This is a genomic window from Exiguobacterium sp. SH0S2 (assembly GCF_004337185.1).
Taxonomy (GTDB): domain Bacteria; phylum Bacillota; class Bacilli; order Exiguobacteriales; family Exiguobacteriaceae; genus Exiguobacterium; species Exiguobacterium aurantiacum_A.
The window spans coordinates 171,846-195,725 of record NZ_SJVB01000003.1; the positions used below are offsets into that span (position 1 = coordinate 171,846).

At 52.7% G+C, this 23,880-nt stretch carries 22 protein-coding genes; 5 read left to right on the top strand and 17 right to left on the bottom strand.

The window, feature by feature from the left end; translation table 11 throughout:
* Positions 1-12: 12 nt before the first annotated feature.
* From EVJ21_RS09550 to lepA, 3 genes are all read right to left on the bottom strand, one after another.
* Complete coding sequence (locus tag EVJ21_RS09550; RefSeq protein ID WP_070326974.1) at positions 13-1,176, bottom strand: phosphoglycerate dehydrogenase; 1,164 nt, start codon at positions 1,174-1,176, stop codon at positions 13-15.
* Positions 1,154-2,230: a 3-phosphoserine/phosphohydroxythreonine transaminase gene (gene serC / locus EVJ21_RS09555; protein ID WP_131463815.1), complete on the bottom strand. Its 1,077-nt coding sequence runs from the start codon at positions 2,228-2,230 to the stop codon at positions 1,154-1,156. Before serC ends, EVJ21_RS09550 begins: the two co-directional genes overlap by 23 nt.
* Positions 2,231-2,337: 107 nt before the next feature.
* The gene (lepA, locus tag EVJ21_RS09560) at positions 2,338-4,161 is read right to left on the bottom strand and encodes a translation elongation factor 4 (protein ID WP_070326972.1); all 1,824 of its coding nucleotides are present in this window, start codon (positions 4,159-4,161) and stop codon (positions 2,338-2,340) included.
* Positions 4,162-4,380: 219 nt separating this feature from the next.
* Here lepA and rpsT point away from each other — a divergent pair, with 219 nt between their 5' ends.
* Positions 4,381-4,641 carry a 30S ribosomal protein S20 gene (gene rpsT / locus EVJ21_RS09565; protein WP_034778152.1) on the top strand — a complete coding sequence of 87 codons (261 nt, stop codon included), beginning with the start codon at positions 4,381-4,383 and terminating at the stop codon, positions 4,639-4,641.
* A 30-nt stretch (positions 4,642-4,671) separates the two neighbouring features.
* Here the strand turns inward: rpsT and EVJ21_RS09570 are convergent, their stop codons facing one another.
* Positions 4,672-5,103, bottom strand: a complete 432-nt coding sequence (locus EVJ21_RS09570) for a GNAT family N-acetyltransferase (RefSeq protein ID WP_131490394.1) — start codon at positions 5,101-5,103, stop codon at positions 4,672-4,674.
* 9 nt (positions 5,104-5,112) lie between these two features.
* Positions 5,113-6,117: a DNA polymerase III subunit delta gene (gene holA / locus EVJ21_RS09575; protein WP_083273932.1), complete on the bottom strand. Its 1,005-nt coding sequence runs from the start codon at positions 6,115-6,117 to the stop codon at positions 5,113-5,115.
* A gap of 97 nt (positions 6,118-6,214) precedes the next feature.
* On the opposite strand from holA, the gene EVJ21_RS09580 reads away from it, so the two are divergent.
* Complete coding sequence (locus tag EVJ21_RS09580) at positions 6,215-6,379, top strand: YqzM family protein (RefSeq protein ID WP_016508105.1); 165 nt, start codon at positions 6,215-6,217, stop codon at positions 6,377-6,379.
* A 53-nt stretch (positions 6,380-6,432) separates the two neighbouring features.
* On the opposite strand, the gene EVJ21_RS09585 is transcribed toward EVJ21_RS09580, so the two are convergent.
* From EVJ21_RS09585 to EVJ21_RS09615, 7 genes are all read right to left on the bottom strand, one after another.
* Positions 6,433-8,565 carry a DNA internalization-related competence protein ComEC/Rec2 gene (locus EVJ21_RS09585; protein WP_131490395.1) on the bottom strand — a complete coding sequence of 711 codons (2,133 nt, stop codon included), beginning with the start codon at positions 8,563-8,565 and terminating at the stop codon, positions 6,433-6,435.
* 1 nt (position 8,566) lies between these two features.
* On the bottom strand, positions 8,567-9,118 hold the full coding sequence (locus EVJ21_RS09590; RefSeq protein WP_131490396.1) for a helix-hairpin-helix domain-containing protein: 552 nt from the start codon (positions 9,116-9,118) through the stop codon (positions 8,567-8,569).
* A gap of 161 nt (positions 9,119-9,279) precedes the next feature.
* The gene (locus EVJ21_RS09595; RefSeq protein ID WP_070326966.1) at positions 9,280-10,923 is read right to left on the bottom strand and encodes a methyl-accepting chemotaxis protein; all 1,644 of its coding nucleotides are present in this window, start codon (positions 10,921-10,923) and stop codon (positions 9,280-9,282) included.
* A complete protein-coding gene (locus EVJ21_RS09600; protein ID WP_131490397.1) occupies positions 10,920-11,891 on the bottom strand; it encodes a BMP family lipoprotein in 972 nt (323 codons plus the stop codon). The genes EVJ21_RS09595 and EVJ21_RS09600 overlap by 4 nt, the downstream gene beginning before the upstream one ends.
* 156 nt (positions 11,892-12,047) lie before the next feature.
* Entirely contained in the window at positions 12,048-13,568 is a 1,521-nt protein-coding gene (locus EVJ21_RS09605; protein ID WP_070326964.1) for a flotillin lipid rafts scaffold protein FloT, read from the bottom strand.
* 3 nt (positions 13,569-13,571) lie between these two features.
* The gene (locus tag EVJ21_RS09610) at positions 13,572-14,093 is read right to left on the bottom strand and encodes an NfeD family membrane protein (protein WP_083273931.1); all 522 of its coding nucleotides are present in this window, start codon (positions 14,091-14,093) and stop codon (positions 13,572-13,574) included.
* Complete coding sequence (locus EVJ21_RS09615) at positions 14,093-14,494, bottom strand: hypothetical protein (RefSeq protein ID WP_070326962.1); 402 nt, start codon at positions 14,492-14,494, stop codon at positions 14,093-14,095. Before EVJ21_RS09615 ends, EVJ21_RS09610 begins: the two co-directional genes overlap by 1 nt.
* 123 nt (positions 14,495-14,617) lie before the next feature.
* Between EVJ21_RS09615 and rnhC the strand changes: the two genes are divergently transcribed.
* The 3 genes from rnhC (at position 14,618) to EVJ21_RS09630 (ending at position 17,782) form a co-directional block, all read left to right on the top strand.
* The gene (gene rnhC, locus EVJ21_RS09620) at positions 14,618-15,529 is read left to right on the top strand and encodes a ribonuclease HIII (protein ID WP_131490398.1); all 912 of its coding nucleotides are present in this window, start codon (positions 14,618-14,620) and stop codon (positions 15,527-15,529) included.
* Between the two features lie 72 nt (positions 15,530-15,601).
* The gene (locus EVJ21_RS09625) at positions 15,602-16,414 is read left to right on the top strand and encodes an alpha/beta fold hydrolase (RefSeq protein ID WP_070326960.1); all 813 of its coding nucleotides are present in this window, start codon (positions 15,602-15,604) and stop codon (positions 16,412-16,414) included.
* 345 nt (positions 16,415-16,759) lie between these two features.
* The gene (locus EVJ21_RS09630; protein WP_070326959.1) at positions 16,760-17,782 is read left to right on the top strand and encodes a PTS sugar transporter subunit IIC; all 1,023 of its coding nucleotides are present in this window, start codon (positions 16,760-16,762) and stop codon (positions 17,780-17,782) included.
* 47 nt (positions 17,783-17,829) lie between these two features.
* Here the strand turns inward: EVJ21_RS09630 and pheT are convergent, their stop codons facing one another.
* The 5 genes from pheT to EVJ21_RS09655 all read right to left on the bottom strand — a co-directional run bounded on the left by pheT (position 17,830) and on the right by EVJ21_RS09655 (position 23,871).
* Positions 17,830-20,205 (bottom strand): phenylalanine--tRNA ligase subunit beta, encoded by a 2,376-nt coding sequence (gene pheT, locus EVJ21_RS09635; RefSeq protein WP_131463829.1) that lies wholly within the window; start codon positions 20,203-20,205, stop codon positions 17,830-17,832.
* A gap of 12 nt (positions 20,206-20,217) precedes the next feature.
* The gene (pheS, locus tag EVJ21_RS09640; protein ID WP_070326957.1) at positions 20,218-21,240 is read right to left on the bottom strand and encodes a phenylalanine--tRNA ligase subunit alpha; all 1,023 of its coding nucleotides are present in this window, start codon (positions 21,238-21,240) and stop codon (positions 20,218-20,220) included.
* Positions 21,241-21,538: 298 nt separating this feature from the next.
* Positions 21,539-22,285, bottom strand: coding sequence for a TrmH family RNA methyltransferase (locus tag EVJ21_RS09645; RefSeq protein ID WP_070326956.1), 747 nt, complete (start codon positions 22,283-22,285; stop codon positions 21,539-21,541).
* A 1-nt stretch (position 22,286) separates the two neighbouring features.
* Complete coding sequence (locus EVJ21_RS09650; RefSeq protein WP_131490399.1) at positions 22,287-23,363, bottom strand: M42 family metallopeptidase; 1,077 nt, start codon at positions 23,361-23,363, stop codon at positions 22,287-22,289.
* A gap of 25 nt (positions 23,364-23,388) precedes the next feature.
* Positions 23,389-23,871: a dUTP diphosphatase gene (locus EVJ21_RS09655; RefSeq protein WP_070326954.1), complete on the bottom strand. Its 483-nt coding sequence runs from the start codon at positions 23,869-23,871 to the stop codon at positions 23,389-23,391.
* Between the last annotated feature and the right edge of the window lie 9 nt (positions 23,872-23,880).

The following is a 23,880-nucleotide window of genomic DNA, read 5'->3' on the forward strand; positions in this document are numbered from 1 at the left end:
GTTGATCCCTCCTTAAAATTCACGGACGCGCATGACGCCCTCGATGTCGTACAAAGCATGCACGGACAGTTCTTCTTGTTTATGGTTATCGATGTCGATCATCGTGTAGGCCACATCGTTCCGGCTGCGATTCACCATGTTATCGATGTTGATCCCGTTCTCGGCGAGCCGGCTCGCAATTTGACCGACCATGTTCGGGACGTTCAAGTGCAGCACCGCCAAGCGTCGCTTGCCGACGTAAGGAAGTTCAGTGTCCGGAAAGTTAGCGGAATTCCGGATGTTTCCGGTCTCTAAATACAGTTTCAGCGTATCGACGGCTTGAATCGCGCAATTCACTTCGGATTCTCGTGTCGAAGCCCCAAGATGCGGAAAAGCGACGACTTGAGGATGGCCGAGTAACGCCTGTTGCGGGAAGTCTGTAATGTACGTCGCCACTTTATCTTGTAACGCCTCAATCAAATCAGCATCGTTCACGAGCTCGCCACGGGCGAAGTTCAATAACGTCACCCCAGGCTTCATCCGTTTGAACCAACTAGCGTCGATCAAGTTGCGTGTGTCGTCCGTGAGCGGCATATGGATCGAGAGCAAATCGACGTCTCTGAGCAAATCGTCTAAATGCTTGGCTCGTTTTACTTGCTTTGATACGTTCCACGCTCCATCGACCGATAAATGCGGGTCGTACCCGACGACGTCGACACCGAGCTGAAGCAGGTCGTTCGCGAGCGACGCCCCGATCGCGCCGAGGCCGACGATGCCGACCTTCTTGCCTCGTAATTCAGAGCCGACAAAGCGACGCTTCTCGTCTTCCATCGCCCGCTCAAGTAACGCTTGGCTTGGGAACGTTTGCTCGTTCACCCAACGCGCGCCTTCAAGGATCGGCCGGACCGATAAAAGCATGCTCGCGAGTACGAGTTCTTTGACCGCGTTCGCGTTCGCCCCTGGTGTATGGAACACGACGACGCCTTGACGCGCCAAGCGCTCAAGCGGGATGTTGTTCACCCCAGCCCCGGCCCGGGCGATCGCGAGCAAGTACGGGGGAATCTCGGCGTCGTGAACGTCATGGCTCCGAATGACCCAGGCATCGGCCTGCTCCACTGCGTTGACGGCGTATTCTCTCGGCTCAAAACGCTCTAGCCCGGCTGATGCGATTTGATTATATGTTTTGATGTGAAACATCGTATCCCTCCTGTTCAAATGCTTGCATCACTTCGACTAGACGAACGACTCCTTCGAGCGGCATCGCGTTGTAAAGACTGGCCCGCAGCCCTCCGACCGAGCGGTGGCCACCAAGTTCGATCAATCCACGTTCCTCGGCGAACTGTTGAAACGCTCGATCCGTCTCGTCCCGTCCCGTCGTGAACGGAATATTCGTCAATGAACGGATATCTCCTGTGACGAGCGACCGGAACAACGTTGAGCCGTCTAAATAAGCATACAATCGCGCGCTCTTCTCACGGTTGCGCCGTTCCATCTCGGCGACGCCACCCGTCCGTTCGACCCAGGCGAGAACCCGTTCGGCGACATACATGCTAAACGTCGCCGGTGTGTTCAAAACGGTGTCGGTGTGACGGGCGTAGTTCAAATAACTTGGCAAATCGCGGTCGACAATCAAGTCGCGACGAATGATGACGACGCTTAACCCGGCCGGTCCGATATTTTTTTGGGCGCCTGCGTACAGCAGACCGTAGCGGCTCACGTCGATCGATTCTGCCAAAATATTGGAGGACACGTCCGCGACGAGCGGGATGCCTGTATCCGGAAGCATCGTATAACGTGTCCCTTCGATTGTATTGTTCAGCGTCAAATGGAGATAATCGGCGGTCTCGCCATCCCCTTCATAGTCAGGCAGTTCCCGATAGTTCGAACTCGCCGAACTGCCGACGACGGCGACGTCCCCATAGTGGCGGGCATCAGCGATCGCTTTTTTCGACCACGTGCCGCTGTCGAGATAAGCGAAACGCCCTGTCGTACGCAAGTTCATCGGAATCATCGAGAACTGGAGCGTCGCCCCGCCTTGCAGCCAAAGGACGGCGTAATCGTCTGAGATGTCCATCAATCTCCGCAGCCTCGCTTCGAGCGCCTCGGTAATCGCAATGAAGCGCTCCGAACGGTGGCTCATCTCGACGATCGAGACACCCGTTTTTTGATAAGACAGAAACTCGTCTTGCACTTCTTGTAGTACCGATTTTGGCAAAACGCTCGGCCCTGCTGAAAAATTATAGACGGTCACCGCTACTCCTCCTCTATTTTTCTGTAAGTGGGTACTATTCCGTACCGGACGTCACGAATCCTGCCAAATGAAAAAAATCGCCCTTATCCATGGATAAGGGCGACCACTCATTCTTCGTCCATCGACAAGACGGACATGAACGCTTCTTGCGGCACTTCGACGGATCCAACCATCTTCATGCGTTTTTTACCTTCTTTTTGTTTCTCGAGAAGTTTACGTTTCCGCGAGATGTCGCCGCCGTAACATTTGGCAAGGACGTTTTTACGTAACGCCTTGATCGTCGACCGGGCGACAATTTTCGTGCTGACCGCTGCTTGGATCGGCACTTCGAACTGCATCCGTGGGATGAGCGCCTTTAACTTTTCAACGATGACTTTCCCACGTTCGTAGGCGAAGTCGCGGTGAACGATAAAGCTGAGCGCATCGACGAGCTCGTTGTTGAGGAGAATATCCATCTTGACGAGGCGTGACGGACGATACCCGATCAAATCATAGTCCAGTGAGGCATAGCCTTTCGTACTTGATTTCAATTGATCAAAGAAGTCGTAGACGATTTCACTGAGCGGAATATCGTACGTGATTTTAACACGGGTCGTATCGATGTACTCCATATCGATAAAACTGCCACGTTTCTTCTGACAAAGTTCCATGATCGAGCCGACGTAATCGTTCGGTGTCATGATCGCCGCTTTAACGTATGGCTCTTCGATCAATTCAACTTTTTGTTGCTCAGGCATCTTCGACGGGTTATCGACGTGGATGACGTCTCCTGACGTCGTCGTAACGTGATAGATAACCGACGGTGCCGTCGTGATCAAGTCGATTCCAAACTCGCGCTCGATCCGCTCTTGAATGATTTCCATATGAAGCATGCCGAGGAATCCGCTACGGAAACCAAATCCGAGCGCTTGTGACGTCTCGGGCTCGAACTCGAGTGCCGCATCAGATAACTGGAGCCGCTCAAGCGCTTCACGCAAATCGTTATACTTGGCCGCATCAATCGGATAAAGACCGCAGTATACCATCGGGTTCATCTTACGGTAACCAGGAAGTTGCTCGGTCGATGGGTTTTTAGCGAGCGTGATCGTATCACCGACACGAACGTCGCCAACCGTTTTAATCGATGCCGAGAGCGTACCAACGTCTCCGACATTCAACTCTTTCACAGATAACGGTTTAGGTGTCGAGACACCAAGATCCGTCACTTCGAACGATTTACCGGTCGACATCATTTGAACTTTATCCCCGACTTTGACCGAACCGTTGACGACTCGGATCGAGGCGACGACGCCACGATACGCATCGTAATACGAGTCGAAGATCAAAGCCTGAAGCGGTGCTGACGGATCTCCCGTCGGCGGCGGCACAAGCTCTACGATTTGTTCAAGAATTTCTTCAATCCCGATTCCTGCCTTGGCAGAAGCCGGCACCGCATCACTGGCGTCCAGTCCGATCACGTCCTCAATCTCTTGACGGACGCGTTCGACGTCAGCCGACGGTAAGTCGATCTTGTTGATGACCGGGATGATCTCGAGGTCGTTGTCGAGTGCGAGGTAGACGTTTGCGAGCGTCTGCGCCTCGATCCCTTGGGCGGCATCAACGACGAGGACCGCACCTTCACACGCTGCGAGTGAGCGCGAGACTTCATACGTGAAGTCGACGTGTCCAGGCGTGTCGATCAAATGAAGGATGTACTCAACTCCATCTTTTGCGGTATAGTTCAATTTAACAGCGTTCAATTTGATCGTGATGCCACGTTCCCGTTCGAGATCCATCGCGTCAAGCGTCTGTTCTTTCATTTCACGCGCCGTAAGCGCACCAGTTCTCTCGAGAATCCGGTCAGCTAGCGTCGACTTGCCATGATCGATGTGGGCGATGATGGAAAAGTTGCGAATCTTCTTCTGACGGTTCTCTAATTCTTGTTTATTCATATATGGGTTCACCTATCCTTCTCATGCATACCGTGTCATTATATCAAAATCCTAAGTTAATGTGTACGACCTACTACAACAATACCACATATAGTTTTCAGAATAATCATCAAGTGGTTGCTTTTCGAATAACCGTTTGCTACAATTGTGCTTGTTCTGTTGAATGATTACTTGAAGTAATGAGAACATACACTTTCTTGTTTCAGGAGGTGAAATAACATGGCAAATATCAAATCAGCAATCAAACGTGCAAAAACTTCTGAAAAACGTCGCGTCGCTAACTCGCAAGAGAAAGCAGCAATGCGTACAGCAGTAAAACGTGTCGATACTCTCGTCGTCGAAGGAAACAAAGAAGCAGCTCAAGAAGCTTTCGTCCTCGCTACGAAGAAAATCGACAAAGCTGCAGCAAAAGGTCTCATCCACCAAAACAAAGCAGGTCGTGACAAATCACGTCTCGCAGCTCGTATCGCAGCTCTCTAATTAGAGAACAAACGAAACAGCCGCCTCCGTTCAGGAGCCGGCTGTTTTTTTGTATAGCATGACGTAATGTGTCCCGATGCCTTCAATTTCGAACGGATCCCCGACGATGACGAGGCCGTTGCGTTCGTAAAACCGGACCGCGACCTCGCGGGCGTTACACCACCAAGAAGCGTTCAATTCACGATGGACCGCCTGTAAGAAACGAGATCCGACGCCTGTCCCGGCGACGGCCGGATCGGTGGCCATGCCGCGCAGTTGAAACGAAACTCGTTCGCCAGACAGCTCCCGGTCTTGTCGCATCACCGTCGCAATCGATAAGATGCGCCCGTCTTCAGCCCAGGCGTAGTGACGGGTCGACTCGGCGTCATCCCCGTCAAAATAACACGTCGAAACGGCTAAACCTGGACGCAGTACTTCATGCCGGAGCGGGACCACTTCTTCAAGCAACACTTGCTGCAACATACAACCACCTCACAGTAATGTTAATTGACAGACGAGCGTGTCAAACACGATCTGTTTGTCGCCCCGTCCTGTCTTCATCGCTTCGTCCGCATCGGCGATGAGCGTGAGCGCCTTGGCGAGCTGCGCCTCTGAAAAGTTACGGCTCGCTTGCGTCGCCAGTTTCACCGTATAAGGGTGGGCGCCAATTTTTGAGGCGATTTGCTTCTCGCCGTACCCTTTCTCGGTCAACTGCTTGGCGAGGTACATATTTCGATATTGACGAGCGAGCAACGCCAAGAGACCGATCAGTTCTTGGCCTTGTTTTTCTAAATCACGGACGAGGCGCAACGCCAAATCGGCCCGTCGGCCCACCAAATACTCGGACAGTTGGAATACGTTATCTTCTAGCGTCCGAGGCACGAGATCGTTGACGATTTCAAGCGGGATGTTGGCTCCGTCGCCAGCATAGAGCTGGAGCTTCTCCAGTTCCCGGACGAGCTTGCCCCAGTCGTCTTGACAAAGGAATAGCAAGCGTTCGACCGTCGTACGCTCCATCGACTGCCTGCGCCGGTTCAGCTCGTCATTGACGTAGCGCATGAGCTCGCTTTGGCTCGGCTTCTTCGCCTCGAGGACGATGGCTCGCTCTTTCAAGCGCTTGACGACTTTCTTCCGCTCATCGAGTTTTTCCGCTTCAACGATGAAGACGAGCACCGAGTAAGGCGCCGGCTGCAACACGTACTCGGTCAACCGCTCGAGATTTTGCTTTTGTTTTTCTTTGGCGCCGGTTAAAAATTGGGCCTGTTTGACGATGACGGTGCGGTAGTCACTAAAGAACGGTACCGTTTCAGCTTCGTCTAACGCCGTATCGAGTGACGTTTCATGTAAATCAAGCTGCATGACGTCAAATTTGTCGCCAGACGGACTGGCCGCCTTGACGATTTCTCGTTCCCACGTCTCGAGTAAGTACTTCTCTGTCCCGTACAGGACGTATACGTTCGACAACTTGCCGTTGTGCAACCACGGTTCATTCAACACACACACCACTTTCACAATTTATTCTTATCTAAAACATAGATTATCCTTCTTTGATTCGCTATACTTAGAACGGAACCATTTTAAGGAGGGACTCACTATGCATATTAACTCGGTTCGCCCGCAAAGCGAAAACCCGTTTGAGAACGACGTGCAGTGCAAACGTAACGATGCCATCGATTCAGCAATCGGCTTCATCGTCCCGTTCGGCTTTTTCTTCACGATTTTCGCAATCGGTGTTCTTATCAAATTTTTAAGTCTTTAAGTCGTAAAGCGATTGCCCCGGGGGAGCAATCGCTTTTTAGTTTATCATAGTTTTCACGGCCTGACTGCCCTTCTCACGCTCCCCTGACACCGTCCCCGCTCACAGACGACCATCCCGTCCTCATCCGTCCGCAGCAACCGCCTTCCCTGAATACGGGCGAGCGTGTCTGGATGAGGATGACCGTATCGATTGTTGGCGCCGACGCTGACGACCACAAACTCTGGATCGATGCGAGCGATCAAGTCAGCACCGGAAGACGTTTCGGCCCCGTGATGGCCTAGTTTGAACACATCGACGTCGACAGTCGGGATCAACCGCTCGTTCGCCTCCGGTAAGTCACCCGTCAATAAATAGGACAAGTCTCCGACTTTCATAAAAACCGACACTGAATTCGCATTCTCGTCCTCACCCGCATCAACCGGTGTGACGACCCACATCCATGGATAAGGCCGCTCTCCTGCTTCTAACAACCGCACGTTCACGTCATACGGTTCGAGCTCGTCGACTAACGCCCGCCGCTTCGTTTCATCGGCCACTTCCGCCGCGATCCATACTTCCTCGACCGGAATCAGATCAAGCACGCCCGTCAGCCCACCGATATGGTCATGGTCGGCATGCGTCAGCAAAATGAAATCAAGTCGGGTCTCGCCTCGTTTCCATATGTAAGGGACGACGACATCGGCACCCGGGTCGAACGTCGACCGTTTCTGCTCATCCGGATGTTGAAACACGCCGCCGACATCGATGACACCGGTGATGCCGGCTTGCTCGACGACGATGGCGTCCCCTTGCCCGACGTCTAAAAACGTCACCCGCGGCTCCTCCGACCATTCTAACCAGACGTGCAGCGCAAGCAGCGAAACTGCCGCAATGACCCATCCGACCGCTCGTCTCTTATCTAATAGAATCAATCCAATCCCGAGCAACACGAACAAATAGACCGCATGCCAAAATGTGATGTCGTGCAACGGGACCCACGGACGATACGTATGATGCATCTGAAACATCCCGTTCAACCCGTCGAGAATCGGATAGAGCGTCGGTTCGAACTGCGGCATCACATAAGTGACGAGTGCAAGCGGAAGGATCGCCCAGGAAATCAACAATCCGGCAATCACGTTGTACACCGGAGCAAAGATTGAGATAATCGGCTGGATTTGCCATAAAAAAATTAAACCGAACCATTGGGCATAAAGCGCTACGCTGAACAGATTTGTCCACATCGACCGTGTCAAAAGCAAAAACAAGGTCATACCGACTGTCAATTGAAACCCGAGATTCCATAGCAAGTACGGTTGAACGGCTAACAAGGCTGCCGCACACCAACTGAGCATACGAACCGGGTCGCGAATCGTCTGACCGAATAGCGACAAGACGAGCACGACATCAGCGACAAGCACGGCTCGTGCCACCGGCGGCGAAAAACCGGTCAGCCAACCGAATGCGGTCACGCAGACGATCACGAGACCAAGTTTCGTCTCCCGATGAAGCGGCAACGGACGAAACACCCATCTGAGCGCAAACACGAGCAAGGCGATGTGGGACCCGGAAATGACGAGCAAATGAAGCAGACCCGTCACGCGATAGGAGAACGATGTCTCCTCGTCGAGCAGACGGCTCTCGCCAAACAGTAACGCCTCCATGTAAAGCGCCACGTCCGGACGGTGCGACGCTTCGATCCGTTCGAGCTGACGTTCTTTCCAGCGCAGCATGCGCCCATTTAATCCGTCACTCGGTCGACACCGCTCGACATGGACATCCTTCCCTTTAAAAGACAATCCAGCCCCGTGCGCCCATTTCGCCTCGTCAAAACCTCCTGTATTTCGAAGCGGTGAAAAAGGGACTGGTTCGAACGTGACGAGACACGTCTCACCCGGCCGCCCGAGCTCGACGTCGCGCCCGATCAAGACCCCAGACATCCCGTTCGATTCACCATAGAGTCGAACCGATTGACCGTTGTCGCGTCGGCTCTCGATCGCAAAGACTGAGTCCCCGGCTTCATGTACCGCCGGGTCAGAACTTTGTAACAGGACTAGGAAAACGAGTGAGATCGCACCGACATGTGTGTAGATCGTTTGCCGACGCCACGTCAGGAACAAGGCTAGCCCGAACAAGAGCACGACACCAAAAGCCCCGGACTTCCAAGCAATGAATAGACCAATCGGGATCAATGGATAGATCGGCATATCACGGGACCAACAAATAGCCTTCCATGCTCTCGAGCGTTTTCTCACCGAACCCTTTGACGTTCCCGAGCTCGTCGTACGATTTAAATGGACCGTTTTCTTTCAAATAGTTCAAAATAGCGTCCGCTTTGGCCGGACCGATCCCGGGGACGGTCATCAACTCTTCTTTCGTCGCACTGTTGACGTGAATGCCGTTCGTCGTATCGGTTTCCGGGACTGCAACGGCCTCTCCTTGTTTCGGTACCGTGATTTTAGTGCCGTCTACGAGCAATTGGGCTAAATTAAGCTGTTCAGGGTCAGCTTCGTCCGTCAACACGGCGAGAGACAAGACGTCCCCGACTCTAGCCCCTTGCGGCATCGTATACGTGTCGGGCGCTTCGACCGCTCCCGTGACGTAGACGACAACTTCTGTCACCGGGACCGCCTCTGCTTCCTCCACCGTCGTAAACTCCTCGACCATCGTCGTTTCCGGCTCTTTCGAATAGAACATAAAGCCGACACCGACGAACAAGATGACGAGCAACGCGACGACATACCGTTTCCACTTCTCCATATCGTTCCTCCCACATTAACGAATGTCTCTTCATTAGTATGCGAGAAATAGCCGGCGCACGCTCAAGTCCTAGTTGCTAGATGCGGTCGCAATGCTTGACCGTTCACCCACGGATCGATGACGTATCGGAACGCAAAAAAAGAGACAAGCCGAAACTTGTCTCATTGCTCTTCAAAATGTTGAACTTGGCTCGCCAGTGAGGCGGCTTGTCCTTCTAGCTCTTGCATCAAGGCAAAGATTTGATCAAAGCTTGCCTGTTGCTCTTTCATCGAGGCGGCGACTTCTTCGTTACCGGCTGCTAATTCTTCGGTCACACCGCTCACTTCTTCGACGCGTTTCAACACGTTCGTGACTTCACGGCTCGAAGCGACCATTTCTTGTTCGATCGTGCCCACGAACGAGGCCACGTGATCGGTACGATCATGGATGCGTGTGAACGCTTGCTTCGTCAGTCCGAATGCTTGAAGTTGCGCCGTTTGCTCGTGGCTCGACTCTTCGACCATGTCTGTCAAATTGCCGACCTCGTCTCGAATCGTTTGGACGACCCCGAAGATCGAACGCGTCGCCACATTACTCTCCTCAGCCAATTTCTTCACTTCACTTGCGACGACAGCAAAACCTCGCCCGGCCTCACCGGCTCGTGCGGCTTCAATCGCGGCGTTCAAGGCAAGTAAATTCGTCTGGGCGGCAACGTCTTCGACAAGTTTTGCCATCTTCTCGATTTCTTCTGTTTTTCTCGCGAACTGGTCCATCCGTTCGACGAGCGATTGATTCCGCTCGCTCGAGCGCCGTAGAATATGTTCTTGATCCGTCAACGTCTCGATTCCGGCCGCCACTTCGCGCGTCATCTCGGTCGTCTCTTCGGTCGTTTGTTTCGTCTGGTTCAAGCTCGTCTCGAACGATGTCGCCATGATCCCGACCGACTCGAGCGTCTCTTGAAGTTCAGTCGCGATCGATTGGGCCCCGTTCGCCATCTCATCGACCGCGTTCGTGATGTTTGACGTCGTACTCGCGACTGCTTCATTTTCAGCGGCGGCCGTCTCTGTCATCTCATTCACTTTGACCGACGTGACCCGGATCGAGCCGATCACGGTTTGAAGCGACGCCGTCATATCTCGCATGGCGCGTTCTAGTCGGCCGATCTCATCGCGTCGCGTTGAATCCGGCAACGTGATCAAGTGCCCGGCCGCGATCGCCTCGGCTGCTTTCACGTTCCGTTCGAGCGGAAGTGTGATCGAGCGGGCGAAGAAGAAGTTGTACAGGCTTAACACCGTGACGACGAACACCGTCAACAAAATTGAGACGAGGAACAGGCGCTTCGTCTCGTCGGCCGCTTCTTTTTGCAACGCCTCGTAAAACGTTCCGTTTTTTAACAACAACGTGTTCACGTCGTTCAAGACCCCTTCTAGTTTCGCCGCTTGAATCCGGGCAGCAATGCCGCCTGCTTGAGCCGTTTCAATATTTGCTCCAATGCGCTCATATTTGGCTGTGGCTCGGTCAAGGTGAGTTGAAAACTCATCGATCAAATAGGTTTGATTCATCTCTTGGAACGTCTCCGTGTTCGTGGCACGAATCCGCTCGAGCTGCGTCAGTGTCGATTGACTCATCTGTTCACCGAGCGACGTCCAAAGGGATTGTTCTTGCAAAAGTGACGTCTCGAGTTGAGATAACTCGATCATCTGGGTTCCGTATTGCTCATTGTACGTCTGCAACCGGTTCAACGTCGTCAATACATAACTCATCATCAAGACGATGAGTAAGACCGTGAATACGGTCGAGAAGATAAAGCGTTTGCGTAAAGTCATTGTAACGTCCCCTCCAGCAACCGTTTCTGAACCGCTTCAAACTGCTCTGTCTCTTCATCGGTCCATTGCACACGGCGCAGCGCTGCTAGCCCGATACCGCCCTCTTCGATTCCGAGTTCGATATGGTCGTTGATTGCTTCTGTTTGAAGACTGTCCGCGATCTTGACGATGGCCAAGTCGACTTGCTTTAACATCGACGTGATGACCGCATCGGGTGCGATCATCGATTGATCGCTGTCGACGCCGATCGCCTTGATCCCGTTTCTTTCAGCCGTCTCGAGTACACCGACACCGGTCAGACCGGCCGCAGCGTAAAGCACGTCGGCCCCTGCGGCAATCTGTTTTTCCGCCAATTTCCGTCCAATCTCAGGCGAGGCGAAATCATTCGCGTAGTCGACGATCATTTCAACGTCCTCGTTCACGCTTTTCGCCCCTAACTCGAACCCGGTTCCAAATTTCTGGATCAACTCGTTGTCGACTCCTCCGATGAATCCGATTTTATCGGACTCGGTTTCAAGTCCCGCGACCGCACCGGCCAACGCGCTGCCTTCTGTCTCTTCGAACGTGACCGAGATGACGTTTGGTAACGTCGATACCGCGTCGACTAAGGCAAATTGTTGATCTGGGTGCTTTGAAGCCACCGTTTCTAGATCGGTTTGACTCGCGAAACCGAGACCGACGACCACATCGTGTCCACCTTCGACCAATTGCTCAAATCCTGCTTTGTATGTTTCAGTCTCGTCCAATTCTCGATAATCGACGAACCAATCTCCCGTCTCTCGTAACTGCCCCATGCCACGCATCGCAGCGTCACTGAACGATTGGTCCCCGAGACCAACGTCAGACAGGACGACACCCATCGATTGGCGAGGTTCGACCGTCTGTTCGGGCTGATCGATGACAGACTGACACCCGGATAGCCAAACGATACAAGTCGTCAATGCGCCGATTATAATTGTTTTGTTCATAACATGTACTTCCTCTCTCTAATGGTCTGACATCTCATGTATCGTCTGATTTACACCGGGTTTGAAGTCAAACCTTTTAAAACTTAGGGCAATAATTTGAACGACGTCACGACAAACAAGGCTGCAGACGATTGCCTGCAGCCTTGTTGATTCAACTTATTCTTCTGACGCCGCGACGGTCGTTTCCGTCAACTTCCGTTCAGCAGTCGGTGAGGTCGGCACATTGCCTTTTCCGGCAAAATTATCAAGCAAGTCTTTCATATCGATGCCAGACGACGCTTTGAGCGTCTGCTGCAGTGAAGCCATCAAATCAGTCGCGTAACCCGTGACTTTCCCGGCTCCCCCGTCTTTACCACTACCCGTATCGACGACCGTGATTTGGTCGATGTTACCGAGCGGTGCCGCAATTTGCTTCGCGTAGTCAGGAAGCATCTTGACGACCATGTCGAGAATGGCGGCTTGACCGTACTGTTCGAACGCCTCGGCGATCTTTTGTTTCGCTTCGGCTTCGGCGAGACCAGTAAGACGAATAATATCAGCCTCTGCTTCCCCTTTCGCCCGTTCAGCATCGGCTTCGGCGACACCAGCGAGACGGACGCGTTCGGCATCGGCTTTCGCCTCGGCCTCGATGCGGTACTTCCCGGCATCTGCTGCGGCGATTTGACGCGCTTTATCAGCTTCCGCAGCCTGTTCAATCGCATAGCGGTCGGCGTCGGCTTTTTTCTTCACTTCTGAATCATATTGCTTTTCACGACGCATGATTTCTTTCTCTTCGAGCTCGATTTGCTTTTGACGCTCGATGATTTGAACTTGCATCTGTTGCTCTGTGACTTCTTGTTTGGCCTTGGCTTCTTCAAGCTCGTACGATTGGTCAGCCCGTGCTTTAGCGACATCTTGCTCGCGGCGGTAGTCGGCGATGCGGAGTTGGTTCTCTTTTTCCGCTTCTGCGATTTCAGAGTTTCGTTCAAGCTCCGCTTTCCTCGCGTCCTTCATCGCTTCCGCTTGTTTGATGCGCGTTTCTTTATCCGCTTCAGCCGTGGCGATGTCGGCGTCACGTTTTACTTGGGCGATCCGTGGCTTCCCGAGCGACTCGAGGTATCCGTTCTTATCCCGTACGTCTTTAATCGTGAACGAGACGATGACGAGGCCCATCTTCGCTAAATCTTGCGAGGCGACACGTTGCACTTCTTGCGAGAACTTGTCGCGGTTTTTATAAATCTCTTCGACTGTCATCGAACCGAGGATTGAACGAAGGTGACCCTCGAGCACTTCTTTCGCCTCGTTCTCACGCTCGATTTTCGGTTTGCCGAGGAATTGTTCGGCCGCTGTCGCAATCTCACTGATTGAGCCACCGATTTTAATGATGGCCGTCCCGTCAGCCATGACCGGGACTCCTTGCTCGGTATACACTTCAGGCGTCGTTACTTCGAGCTTGCTCGAGAGCAAACTGAGCGGTTCCGCTTGTTGGAATACTGGCAAGACGAACGCCCCGCCGCCGCGAATGATTTTGACGCGGTTACCGGAAGCATCACTGTGGACGTTCTTTTTACCTAAGTAGCTCCCGGTGACGATGAGCGCCTCATCCGGTCCGACTGTACGATATTTCAAGACAAACACGAAGATCAAGGCGAGCAAAATCACCCCGACGATAATACTGACTAAAATGGTTGTGTCCATACATTATTGCTCCTTTCGAATAGTGGGTTCGTCATATTCCATGACGACCGCGATATTTCGTTGTACTTCGATGATGACGACTCGACGATCACTCGGAATCGCTTTCCCGTCAATACTTTGCGCCGTCTTCAAAATCGAACCGACGACCGACTCGACGAGCACTTCCCCGTAACCGCCTTCCGGGACGGGGACGGTCAATCGCCCGACCAGTCCGACGAGCGACTCATCAGTCATACCAATCGACTCTTCCGCATTTGACAGCGGTAGGAGGACGAACAAGTATAGTAACGTCGTGAGCGCGAATGAGCCGGCGAGCGCCACCGCGAGACCGATCATCGGCGACACATGGGCGAGCGCGTTCAAGATTAACCCGATCCCTGCCCCGAGCGCCAGGAAAGAGAGGATGACGGCCGGATTGAACCAGCCTTCGAAGAAATCGAACGCGTCCGAGAACAGCATGTATAAAAATGTACCGAGACCGGCAATGATGAGTACCCACCAGTACAGTTGATCTAACGATTCCATTACCATCCCTCCTCGGTGCGGCGCTGTTGTTCATATGCGAGCACACGTCGCAAATGTTCGACTTCAAGTGCGAGCGCCTGTTCAATCGTATCCCATTCCGATAACGGCCGGGTCGGATACTGTACCGCCTTCCGCACGCGACCAAGCGTTCGTTCAAGGTTTAACCGATCATACCGGTCAACCTCTTCGAGCCGTTCCTGACGCAGTAGTTTTAAATAGTGATCGACTTCGCCCTGTAACGTAATAATCTGCTCTGTCGCCGCCTCCGACGACTCTTGCATCAGCAGGCGACGCACCCTGACTTGATGGGCAACCAGTTTGGCGATCCTGGCCTCGAGCTCGAGAATATGTTTATAGAGGAACTCTGCCTCATCTTGGTCCGTGTCATCGCGCCACCACATCTCCGTCTCACCTCACTTCTTTTCTACTCACTCATTCATACGTATCAATTGAATCATTGGTTTCAAAATGCGCGAAAAAAATGTAAGATAAATTTGCGAACGTTAAGAAAGGAAGTGCTCACTTTGGGCAATCAAGTCATCAAACTATCGACCGCGGCTCAAGAACAATTAATCCAGAGCTATCGCGCTCACGCGGTCAATCCGCCACCACACGCTCGCTTCAGTGCCAAGACGCCCCAATGTGTGATCACCGTGTACAATTCGGGAAAAGTCATGTTTCAAGGTCGGGCTGCGGATGAAGAGGCGGCCAAATGGGGAGATTCCATCAAAAAGGAAACGTCCGTTCCAAAACATACGTTACCGGCCGGTTTTTCCGATTGGTCCGTCATCGGGAGCGATGAAGTCGGGAAAGGCGATTATTTCGGTCCGCTCGTCGTCGTCGCCGCCTACGTCCCGAAGGAAAAGATTGCCCTCGTCAAAGAACTCGGCGTCAAAGATTCTAAATTGCTTACCGATAAAGATATTTTACGCATCGCTAAAGATTTGCACGTCACGATTCCCTACCAAAAAGCGACGCTGCACAACCCGACGTACAACAAAATGCAACGGACGATGACGCAAGGGAAGATGACTGCGATCGCCCACAACGCGGCGTTGTCGGCGCTCTTGAAAAAGTTAGACGAGACGCCAGAAGCGATTCTAATCGACCAGTTCGCTGAAAAAGCCGTCTACTACAGACATTTGAGTTCTGAGACCGATATCGTCAAAGACGATGTCTACTTCTCGACGAAAGCGGAAGGCCTCCACGTCGCCGTCGCCGCGGCCTCGATCCTCGCCCGCGCTTTTTTCTTGAAAGAGATGGACAAATTGAGCGCGACACTCGGTGTCACGTTACCGAAAGGGGCCGGAGCGAAAGTCGATCAAGTGGCCGCGACCTTGATCCTTCGCTACGGTCAAGAACGTTTGAACGATATCGCTAAAGTTCACTTCGCGAACACGAAAAAAGCGATGCGTTTATGCGAGCAGAAACGATAGTTCTCACTTCAAAGATATGTTATATTTATTTTATGGTTCAATGAACTTAAAAACTTTTGGGGGATAGCGTTCATGTTGCATTATAAAACGTACACATTAAGCGACGACCATCCTTGGGTCATCTTCATACATGGCGCAGGCGGGAGTCTATCTCACTGGTATCGTCAAATTCGTCCATTTCGAAAGAAATATAACGTCTTGCTGCTCGACCTCCGCGGTCATGGCGGCTCATATAACGAAGAACAATCTTTGAATCAACCACTCAACGCCTACACGCTCGATGTCGTCGTCGAAGACGTCGTCGAAGTGATGAACTATTTAAATATTGAAAAAGGCCATATGGTCGGGCTATCGCTCGGGACGATCGTCATCCAAGCGATGTTCGAGCATCACCCCGACCGCATCGCCTCTGTCGTCTTAGGTGGTGCGATCGTCAAGTTCAACGTCCGCTCGACCTTACTCATCCGGCTCGGCAGCCTCATGCAAAGTTTCGTGCCTTACATGTGGCTGTATCAACTATTCGCTTGGATCTTGTTGCCGAAGAAACGGCATAAAAAATCGCGGATGATGTTCGTGCGCGACGCGGCCAATTTGTGCCAACGCGAGTTCATCCGTTGGTTCAAGATGACGGAAAACATGAATCCGCTGCTGCGTCACTTCACTTCAATCCAAACATCCGTCCCCATCCTCTACATTATGGGCGACGAGGATTACATGTTCCTTGAGGCCGTCGAACGAACGGCGAAGCATCAACCGACAGCACACGTCCAAGTCGTCCACGATTCGGGGCATGTCGTCAACGTCGATCAACCCGATACGTTCAATTCCATTTCAATGGACTTCATCGATCAACAAGTCGGTTTACTGGCAGCCAGTACGTCTTAAGTCTATACCGTTAAACAGAGACTCACTTCCTTAAACGGAAGCGGGTCTCTGTTTTCGTCTGTGGAAAAAATATTTTTCAGAAAGTTTTCAGAAAATATTGATTATTGAAAAATATCGTGTTACTCTTAGAAAAATCTTGAACAGAGGAGCTGGCGACGATGCGTACACCATTACATAACGGCCTACTGATTATTATTCGACTGAGGGACTGAAAAATCGACTCGCTGACCGAGACGAATTTTTGGGCCCTTGTTTCGATGGTTTCGGACGAGGCGCTCATGGTATGACCGACGCGCCTATCCAATCAGGATAGGTTTTTTTATTGGAGTAACACATATAGAGGAGATGATGGAAGTGAAACAGTACGCAATGGATCGGATGATCAAAATATCAGCAGGGATGGCTAGCGCCGTCCTCGTCACACTCGGGGTCGGACTCTTGATTGAAACGATCGGTAAGATGGCCGGAATCGAGACGCTCGTCTTGATCGGACAAGTCGCGAAGTCACTGCTCGCCCCGGCGCTCGGTGCCGGAGTCGCCTATCAGCTCGGCGGCAACACCCTCATCTTATTCAGTTCGATGATTGCGGCGACCGTCGGGGGTGCGGCCCTTCAAGCGACGGAGAGCGGGCTTGTCCTCGTCCCCGGTCAACCGATCAGTGCCTTGATTGCTGCAGCTGCGGCCGTCTGGTTAGGCAAACGTGTCCTCGGTAAGACGAAGTTCGATATGATGGTCGTCCCGGTCACGGCCGTGCTCGGCGGAGGCATCGTCGGTGTCGGTGCCGCTGCCGTCACGACACCGCTCATCAACTCGATCAGCGCGAGCATCACTTCGTCGGTCAACACATCACCGATCGCAACGTCACTCGTCATCGCCCTCGTCTTCAGCGTCATGCTCATGTCACCTGCCTCATCAGCCGCGCTTGCGATCGCGCTTCAGCTCGACCCGGTCGCGAGTGCTGCTGCCTTGATCGGCTGCACCGCCCAATTCGTCGGCTTCACGCTCATGGCTTATCGCCAAACCGACCCCGGCGGCTTGGTCGCATCGTTTTTCGTCACACCGAAAGTCCAGTTCCCGAACGTCGTCAAAAATCCACGGGTCGTCATGCCGCCGTTCATCGCCGCCATGATCAGCGCTCCGATCGCGACGCTTTGGTTCTCACTCGAGGTGCCGTATGAGATTGCCGGGCTCGGCTTGAACTCAATGATCGCCCCGCTCAATATCCTTGCCGCACAGGGTATGGAAGCGTTTCTCGTCTTCGTCGGCACCGGCGTCATCCTACCGGCTGTCATCACGTTCCTTCTTTACAAAGTGACTTGCCTCGTCGGTTGGACGAAGTTCGGTGACTTGGCGCTTGAAGTTCAATGAATTCTAAAAACAGCGATTCCCACAATAAAGGGAATCGCTGTTGTCTGTTAAGCGCGTACTTCTGCGCCGTATTTGGTTTTGACTGCTTCGATGATTGCATCATACGACGCTGTCACTTCTTCATCAAGAAGTGTCCGCGTCGGATCTTGATATTTGAGCGAGAAGGCAATCGACTTCTCCGCTTCACCGACGTTATCGCCCGTGTAGACGTCGAACAGAGCAAGCTCGATCAAGAGCGGACCCGCCGCTTGTCTGATCGTCGCCTCGACTTGACCGGCCGGAATGTCACGCTTCAATACGAGCGCAAGATCTCGCGAAATCGATGGGTAACGTGGTACGTCTTGATAGACGAGCATCGCTTCAGACTTCAATGCGCCAAGGTCGAGCTCGAAGACGTAAACTTCTTTCAAGCCGTATACGTCTTTCGATACGGCCGGATGGACTTGCCCGACGTATCCGATGACGTTCCCCGCGACGAGAACGTTCGCCGTGCGGCCAGGGTGCATGTCTGAAATGACGGCCGCTTCGTACGTCACGTCGATGCGTTGCGAACGCATCAGTGTATCGACGATGCCTTTCGCGACGAAGTAATCGACCGGGATGCGTGTTCCTTGCGAACGGTGATCGTACCAAAGTCCTGTCACTACGCCCGCGACGCGTTCCGTTTCGCGTGGCAACGTTTCTCCGTGCTCTACGTACACCCGTCCTGTCTCAAATAGACGGACGTTCGCTTGTTGACGCGCCGTGTTATAACGGGCCGCTTCAAGCAATCCCGGAACGAGTGATGTCCGTAACACCGAACGCTCCTCGCTCATCGGCATGGCGAGTCGGACTGTCGTCGCTCCCTCACCGTCGAACCGTGATGCATGAAGCTCGCTCGTGAGCGAGTACGTGATCGCTTGTGACAAGCCCGTTCCTTGAAGGACGCGGCGCACTTGACGACGGAGTACGTTGTCTTTTGGCAGGTAGCCTTTCGACTGCGACGCCGGGAGTGTCGATGGAAGGCTGTCGTATCCGTATAGTCGCGCCACTTCTTCCGTAATATCAGCCGGCACTTCTAGGTCCGGTCGCCGCGACGGGACGTGAACCGTCAACGTTTCGTCTCCTGTCACGTCTAACCCGAGCCGCTTTAGAATATGTTTGATCGTCGTTTGGTCGAGGTCCATCCCGAGTCGGTGGTTAATATAATCGATCGACACGTCAATCGTGCGGGCGTCGGACGCTTTGCTTCCGGCGATGACCGGCTCACTGATTGTTCCGCCGCTTACGTTGACGATCAATGCAGCGGCACGGTCAAGCGCGAGGAGTAAACGTTCCGGATCGACTCCTTTTTCGAAACGGGCGCTTGAATCAGAACGAAGACCGAGCGTGCGGCTCGTCTTGCGGACCGAGGCCGGCGTGAAGTAAGCCGACTCCAGGATGATGCTCGTCGTCGTCGCGTCGACTTCGGTATTCGCTCCGCCCATCACTCCAGCGATTGCGACCGGATGTTGTCCATCGGTAATGACCATCATCGACGAATCGAGTGTGCGCGTCGCATCGTCAAGTGTGACGATTTCTTCTCCGTCCTGGGCTTGGCGAACCAAAATGGTACGGCCGAGCTTAGACGTGTCAAACGCATGGAGCGGTTGACCGAGTTCGAGCATGACGTAGTTCGTCACATCGACCACGTTATTGATCGGGCGCACACCTTCCGCGATCAAGACGTTTTTCAACCACTGTGGCGACTCGCCAATCGTTACCCCGTCGACGCGACGCGTCGCGTAGTACGTGCAGTTGTCTGTCTCGAGTCGCACAGACACGTCGTTCGGCGTATCCGTTTCGACATCGGCTGCTGGCAACGTATACGGGCGTTCTAAAATCGCCGCGACTTCATGAATGATGCCGTATAGGCTAAGGCAGTCCGAACGGTTCGGCGTCAATCCGAGTTCAATCACTTCGTCATCGAGATCGAGCAAGCTGATGACATCCGCTCCGACTTCAACTTCTTCCCGGAACGTATGGATGCCGTCCTGTTCGTCTTCGCGAATCTGTTTTTTCTCGAAACCGAGTTCTTCGAGCGAACAGATCATGCCTTGCGACTCGACGCCACGAAGTTTTGCTTTTTTGATTTTAAGGCCAGGTAGTCTTGCGCCGACTTTTGCGACGATGACATGTTGTCCAGCCGCGACGTTCGGTGCTCCACAGACGATTTGGACAGGGCTGTCGTCACCGACGTCGACCGTTGTCACGTTCAACTTGTCAGCCTCTGGATGTTTCGCGCATGAAAGGACGTGTCCGACGACAAGACCTTTCAATCCTTCAGAGCGGTCTGTCACGCTCTCGACTTCAATCCCGTTTTTCGTGATCAAATCGCCTAACGCTTGCCCGCTCAAGTCTGAGACGTCGATATATTGGTTCAACCATTTTTTCGATAATAACATGTATGATCCTCCTTAGAATTGCTCGATGAAACGTAAGTCGTTTGTATAGAAGTGACGAATATCATCGACACCGTGTTTGAGCATCGCCATCCGTTCGACACCGATCCCGAAAGCAAAGCCAGACATTTTCGTCGCGTCATAGCCTGCCATCTCGAGGACGCGCGGATGGACCATCCCGCCTCCAAGAATTTCAATCCACCCTGTCCCTTTACAGACGTTACAGCCTTTGCCGCCACACTTGAAGCATGAGATATCGACTTCAACGGACGGCTCTGTGAATGGGAAGAAGCTTGGACGAAGCCGGATTTCTCGTGTCTCGCCGAACAGTTGCTTGACGAACACTTCAAGCGTGCCTTTCAAGTCGGCCATCGAGATATGCTCATCGACGACGAGTCCCTCGATTTGCATGAACTGGTGTGAATGGGTCGCATCATCTTCGTCACGACGGTACACTTTGCCCGGACAAATGATGCGAATCGGTTTCCCGTCCGCTTCGAGCATCGTCCGTGCTTGCACCGGCGACGTATGCGTCCGCAGCAGCGTCTCGTCCGTGATGTAGAACGAGTCCTGCATGTCACGTGCCGGATGATCTTTCGGCAAGTTCAACATTTCAAAGTTGTACAGATCGGTTTCGACTTCTGGGCCTTCGGCAATCGTATACCCGAGACCGACGAACAAGTCTTCCATCTCGTCGACGATTTGTTGCAGCAAGTGGCTATGTCCCGGAAGTGCCGTTCGACCAGGGAGCGTGACATCGATTGTCTCGGCAGCGAGTTTCGCTTCGAGCTCGACCGCCTTCACGTCCTCGATCCGTGCCTCTAACACCTCTTGAATCGTCGTTCGCACCGTGTTGGCGAGTTCACCGACGACCGGGCGCTCTTCGGCGGACAACTTGCCCATCCCGCGCAATACTTCGGTCATCGGGCCTTTTTTACCTAAATACTTAATCCGGACGTCGTTCAACGTTTTTTGTGATGACGCCGTTTCAATTTCTTGAAGGGCCTCACGTTGTAATTGTTCTAACTGTTCTTTCATCAATGTTTCCTCCTCTACAAAAAAAGTCCCTTCAGTCGATGACTGAAGGGACGAATAAACGCGGTACCACCCTACTTGGCCGATCAGGCCCACTTGAGAGCATCGGTATCGGGATGCCAGTTCGGTGTTGTCTCCAACACGACTCCAGAGTGAATTCAGCGCCGACCTCGGCATCGGCTCTCAATCTAGGCCGATGCTCCCTGTGCTCGTTCGGGGGTTCGCGTACTATGCTCTTTCAACGTCTTACCTATATTGTTCGATGTTTCTAAACTATCACGATTCTCAAGCGGTGACAAGATTATTGTAGCGCGATGCGATACATGAGAATACCGGCGGCGACTGCCGCGTTCAATGATTCGGCTTCTCCGATTACAGGAATGTGGACACGTGTGTCACAAAGGGCGAGCACGTCGTCATGGACGCCTTGCGCTTCATTCCCGATGACAAGCGCGACTTGATCGTTGAACGCGACTTGGTCGTATGACTTCGCTTTCGAAAGTGCCGTCCCATAGACGTGAAACCCTAAACTTTTCAGTTCCGGCAACGTGTCGAGCAAGTCGACCGATTGAATGTTCACATGGAACAACGATCCTTGCGTCGCCCGTACGACTTTGGCGTTAAACGGGTCGACCGTACCTTTACCGAGAAACACGGTATCAAAGCCGGCCGCGTCTGCTGTCCGAATCATTGTCCCGAGGTTACCCGGATCTTGAATGCGGTCAAGGACGAGCACATGCTTCATCTTGCGTTCGACTGGCGTCATCTTGACGACAGCGAACACCCCTTGCGTCTTCTCTGTTTCTGATAACAGATCGGCGACATGGTCGGACAGTTCGAGCACCGGCATCTCGTCTAGACGCCATGAACTTTTCGGACGATAAGATTCGCCCATAATCAATTGGACGAGTCGTCCGGCCCGGATCGCTTCGTCGACCAAGTGTTCACCTTCAACTAAAAATTGCCCAGACTCTTGTCTGCCTTTTTTCGTCATCAAGCGCTTCAAACGCTTAATCGTCTCGCTTTTCGTAGACGTGATTTTCGTCATATTATCCCTCTTTCAACCATTGAACCGTTTCGTTATCTAACCGTTTTGTGAGCGCCACGACCAGACCGATGGCCGCTTCATAATCGGCTTTATGAATGATTGACACGTTCGTATGCAAATAACGGACTGGAACCGTGAGCGCGACAGCCGGCATCCCGACTCCTGATAAATGGAACCGTCCGGCGTCGGTGCCGCCGCCTGGTGTCAAATCTAACTGATACTTAATGTCTTCTGCTTTCGCGACTTCGACGATCAAGTCGATGAGGCGTGGGTTCGTGACAGTCGTCGCATCAAAGAAGATGACTTGAACGCCTTCACCAAGTTTTGACAAGCCTTCTGCCGGTGTCATACCTGGCGTATCACCTGGGATACCCGTATCCACGGCAATCGCGACGTCCGGTTTAATCAAGTTTGCCGCTGTGACGGCTCCACGCAATCCGACTTCCTCTTGAACCGTGGCCCCCGAGAAGACGGTTCCTGGCGCATCATTTTTCAGACGTTTAGCCGCTTCAATCGCGATCGCACATCCGATTCGGTTATCCCATGCCTTCGCCATCAAGAAGTCTTCATTTTTCATGACCGTGAACTCGCAATGCGGCACGACCGTGTCACCTGGACGGATTCCCCACTCGGCGACTTGTTCTTTTGACGTCGCTCCGATATCTAAGAACATGTCTTTGATCTCGACCGGTTTTTTACGAGCTTCGACTGGAAGGACATGCGGTGGCTTCGCACCGATCACGCCTGGGATTTTCTCTCCAGAGCGTGTGACGACGTCCATGCGTTGAGCGAGCAATACTTGGTTCCACCAGCCACCGAGTGCTTGGAAGCGCAGGAAACCACTATCTTCGATGCGTGTGACCATAAAGCCGACTTCGTCCATATGACCGGCAATCATGACACGCGGTCCTTCACCGTTCCCCGTCACACGGCCGAACAGACTACCAAGACCATCCTGTTCGAACGATTCGACGTGGGGCTCGAGATACTCGCGCATGAGTGAACGGACTTCCCCTTCGTTTCCCGGGACGCCAGTCGCATCCGTCAGTCGTTTTAGCATATGTAAAGTTTCATTCATCTCGTATCGCTCCCTTTCGACTCCATTAGTAGCCTTGATTTTGTCGCTCATGGTTGACTTCATTCTTCGATAGATACGCCATCAGAATCAATTCTTCATTGAAACCTAGCGTATAGCCTAGTTCGAGATATGCCGCCATCAGCGTCTCGTACATCGCTTCTGTCTTCGACAAACCAAAATTCGTCACTTTTCGAAAGATATCTAAAAAAGCATCAGTCGCGTCAAGATACGAGCTGCCTGCCGGGAACGTCTCCCGTTCGTATCCGAGGGCGAGTCCGAGCGACAGTAAGAAATGGATACCGTCAACGTACTCTTCTAAGATCACGTCTTGAGGCGACGGGCCTTTCGTTGACCAAAATTTAAAACTTCGGGTCTCATTGGCGAGTTCACCGAGTTCGACGAGTAAAGCGAGTAACCGTTCATCGAATTGGTTGCCGGATAGTTGATGTTCTTGTTTGATCCGCTCATCTAATTCACGTTGCCGATCAAATAATGTTGTCCAGTTCACCGGTTGCTC